This window comes from Paenibacillus zanthoxyli JH29 (genome assembly GCF_000520715.1).
Lineage (GTDB): Bacteria > Bacillota > Bacilli > Paenibacillales > Paenibacillaceae > Paenibacillus_AQ > Paenibacillus_AQ zanthoxyli.
This window is the reverse complement of sequence record NZ_ASSD01000518.1, coordinates 1-3,766: the sequence shown is the minus strand read 5'-3', so window position 1 is coordinate 3,766 and position 3,766 is coordinate 1. Positions and strand designations below refer to the sequence as shown.

Annotated in this window: 2 protein-coding genes and 2 pseudogenes; 1 reads left to right on the top strand and 3 read right to left on the bottom strand. The window is 42.5% G+C overall.

Annotation, left to right across the window (positions count from 1 at the left end; genetic code table 11):
- Positions 1-32: 32 nt before the first annotated feature.
- A pseudogene (locus L691_RS29565) lies at positions 33-830 on the bottom strand (IS4 family transposase); the annotation flags it as partial.
- A gap of 251 nt (positions 831-1,081) precedes the next feature.
- On the opposite strand from L691_RS29565, the gene L691_RS0120005 reads away from it, so the two are divergent.
- Positions 1,082-1,558: a GNAT family N-acetyltransferase gene (locus L691_RS0120005; protein ID WP_025692132.1), complete on the top strand. Its 477-nt coding sequence runs from the start codon at positions 1,082-1,084 to the stop codon at positions 1,556-1,558.
- 287 nt (positions 1,559-1,845) lie between these two features.
- On the opposite strand, the gene L691_RS0120000 is transcribed toward L691_RS0120005, so the two are convergent.
- Together L691_RS0120000 and L691_RS29560 are read right to left on the bottom strand one after the other, a co-directional pair.
- Positions 1,846-2,553, bottom strand: a complete 708-nt coding sequence (locus tag L691_RS0120000; RefSeq protein ID WP_025692131.1) for a tyrosine-type recombinase/integrase — start codon at positions 2,551-2,553, stop codon at positions 1,846-1,848.
- Positions 2,550-3,766, bottom strand: a pseudogene (locus L691_RS29560) (transposase); the annotation flags it as partial. The gene L691_RS0120000 and the pseudogene L691_RS29560, both read right to left, overlap by 4 nt.

Sequence of the window (3,766 nt, the reverse complement as noted above, 5' to 3'; positions counted from 1 at the left end):
CATGGGCGTCTAGAACTTTATTTTCTTTTGACATACAGTTCCTTCAGGTTTAACCGTTTGCCCTGTACGAGATACCGCTTGTTGTCATTTTTCACCATGCCGATGACGTGCAAGCTACGCTTTAGTAGTTCCTGCATGAGTGGAGCATGCGTAAACCAGCTATCCATTAAGACATACGGGGCAACGGTCCCGGAGGCGAGCGCCCGATCCAGCAGCCCGGGGATCACGCGAGGAGCCGAGAGCAACGCTTCCTTGCGGCGTTTGTATCCGCTGGAACGCTTGTCGATGCCGCTAGTTATACCTATCAGTCCGGTCTTGGCTGAACTGAGCAAGGCGAAATCCAACGGCACAAAGGTATGCCCGTCCGACCAGCCTAGCGTCAGCATCCGAAATCCCTTGTAGTACGCGCCGGTTGCATGGTCCTTGAACCGTGCCAGAAGTTCCACTGCTTTACTGCGGTTCCGTTCGAACATGGAATCGTCGACGATGAACACGGATCTACAGGAATTCGAGGTCAAGTTGGCGACACGGCGCACCGCGTCACTGCTGAGCGAGGTGAGAAATCGCCGCCAGGCGTAGCCACTGTGGTTCAAAAAACGATAGACCGCATCTTTGCCAGGATACGACTGATGTTTGCCACTTTCCAGCAGCCGAAACCAGTTTTTTTGGTGAAAGAGCAGAACAAAGACCAACTGAAACAGTTGCGAGCAGGAGTAACCAAAGGACTTGCGAGATCCGGCCTGTCTCAGATGTTTCAGAACGCCAAGTTCTTGAAAGGTTGGCTTTAGTTCAGTCGGGAGTTGCTCAAACGGCGCTTCTTGTTTTATCATGGAAGGGACACCTCTTCTATGGTTTGTGATTGCTCGACACATTCACTCTACCAAACGAAGCGGTGTTTTTCTATTTTGGCAAGACCTCTAGTTCAGAAGGTCTAAACCCACACCCAGTCTAGAGCTCCGATTATTTTTAATCTGCGAAAGTTGAGTTATTAAAAAACAAATTGTATTAATATATTATAGATTGTATAATTATACACATTGAATTTGGGTTATATTTCCTATGAATAAAGGAGGTTTTTCTAATGATACGGATTGAAGAAGCCACAACAAAGGATTATCCTATTATCACTGAACTATTTGAACATTTAATAAAGGAAATATGCTTAAGGACTAATAGCACACCAAATTTGTTTGTTGTTTCAGGTACGGCGGAAAAGTGCAAACATTATCTGGAGTCTGGAATTTATAAAGTATTTAAGGCAATTAATGAAAATAACGGGCAAACCATAGGCTTTTTATCTTTATGTGAAAGTTACTCTCTATATGCAGATGGTAACTATGGAATAATTCAAGAATTTTATGTACATCCAGAATATCGTTCAAAGAGTATTGGTTCAAAATTGTTATTTTCAGCTAAGGAGTATGGAAAAAAAAGAAAATGGAAACGTTTTGAAGTAACTACTCCACCTCTTCCAGAGTTCGATAGAACTATTTTGTTTTATGAAAATAATGGATTTGAAGTTACTGGCGGAAGAAAAATGAAATTAATAATTGAGTGAATTGGGTTCATTATTGTTATACTAACGAAGATTAATAACAGAATAAACGAACAAAAGCCGGTTCTTCCTTAGCGTAGGGAAAATCGGCTTTTTGTTTCTATAAAATGTATTAGAGTATGTTTTAGCAAAAATCTTGGTACTCCCCCATCGCCATCAAGTTAAGAATTTAAACATACCCTCAAACAGGAAAAAATCAAATTTTCTTCCTTTTGGGGGTGAAATTTATCCTTAGCTTGATGGGCATGGGGTAATACCAGCGTAGCTGACACCACCCGCAAACGTATGGATTAAATTGGGAATTTATTAATAACCTCGTTATATTCATTTTGAGCATCGGTAATTGCCAGCTTTGAGTATACTTCCAAAGATTTTCTGCTTTCATGGCCGGAATAGGGTTGAATCAGCGCGTCATCAATGCCCTGCTTTTTTAGCCAGGTTAATAGAAAGTGACGTAGTTTATGAGGAGAAAGGTTTTGAGATAACTTGGCCTCCTCTGAATATTTAGCTAAAATCTTGCGTATTCCCCTGTCTGTGTACTTTTTCTTCCATGAGGACTCAAACAAATAGGCCGCTTGCTTCTTTTTCATCGTATCTGCGTGCATGGCCAGCAGCTCTTTGAAACTCTGAGGAAATGGAACAATGCGGTCTTTGCTACCCTTCCCTTTGTTGATCCGGATCTGGCAGTAAATAAAATCGATGTCCGAAAGCTTTATGCTGATTAACTCACTGACCCTGACACCTGTATACATGAGGGTTTTCACGATCATCATGTCCTGAAAATTCTTAGCCTTCCAAACCACTTCATAGTATCTTTTTAATTCTTCCTCTGTGGGCACGTAAGGCAGCTTTTTTGATGAATTTGGAACCTCAATTTCAAGCTCGCTTCTTAAATGTTGAAACAAACTTTTTAAGTAAGCATAGTCCGGTCGTTCTGCGCGAAGATACTTCGCCAGTTCCCGGGCTTTCTTTTTTGCAGATACGCGTTTTTCAATCATGCCAGCTCACCTTCCAATGGAAGTCTTTCCGTCATGTCCAACCGGAATGTGCCATATGGATTAACGTGAGTATAGATCAAGGGTGTCACCGCACGTAAATCTTCCGGAGTCATTAGATCAAACCATTTCTTCTCTGATAAAACGTTCTGGAACATGATGGTATTAATGTAGACTAAACAATTTTGTAGTAGATGAAGCGACAAAACGGCCATCTCTTGATCTTCTATGCGATTCGTAGCAATTTCTCCACCCTTTCCATAGAAGATAAACCCGTTGGCCGAGTTCCAGTTTTCCACGACATTTAAACCAGCATTAATCTCTCGGCGTAATTCTTCCGAATGCAAATATTCACAGAGGAAGATGGTTTTAACTGCCTTACCCAACTCACCTAGCGCCTGATACGTTGGATGCTTCAAATTGTTCCGGGTAAACCGCTTCAGAATGGCTTCCGTTTCAGCCGTACCAAGCCGTAAAGCTGTTGCATACTTCATCATCTGATCATACTGCTGACGGATCAGTTCCCAATTAATCGGGCGCGTGAGTACATGCTGCAAGTTCGCAAAAGCGTCAGTCATTCCTGGCTCCGGTCGGTATAATTTTTGTGTATGAATAGCTTTTAATCGAGGCATGAGTTTGTAACCAAGCAAATAACAAAAGGCGAATGCAACCTCACTCTGTCCATGTGAATCAACATAATTCTTCTCCACTTCCATATCGGTGCAGTGACGCAACAACCCTTCCATCATCGCAGCGACTTCTGATGAAGAACACGATTTAAGCTGTGAGTAGATGCAAGTCGAATTTTTCTCTAAATGCCAATAAATCATAACACCGCGGCCGCGGTACCGGATATGCCATTCGTCATTAGGTTTTGATCCCATGCCCCGAATTTCTTTGAATCGGAGGCACAAGAAGTTGTTCCCTCACCCCATATTTCCTGCATTCGTACTTTGAAAATAGCGTTTACTACTTCGGAGATCGCGTTGCGAAGGTTATCCTTGTGAATGAATTTACTCCGGACGTAAAGAAGGTCTTTGTAGCTTTCACCATGATCACCGGCGCTGACACGCTTTAAACCGGTATTCGTTCCCAAACCGTAAAGAGATAGGATCAATCGCTTTTGCAGCGTATCCCGGTCTAATATCTCTCGATGTGCCACCGTCTTGAACATTTCTGTACAGGCCTGTTGATTATCAAGTTTCTGGAATCTGAA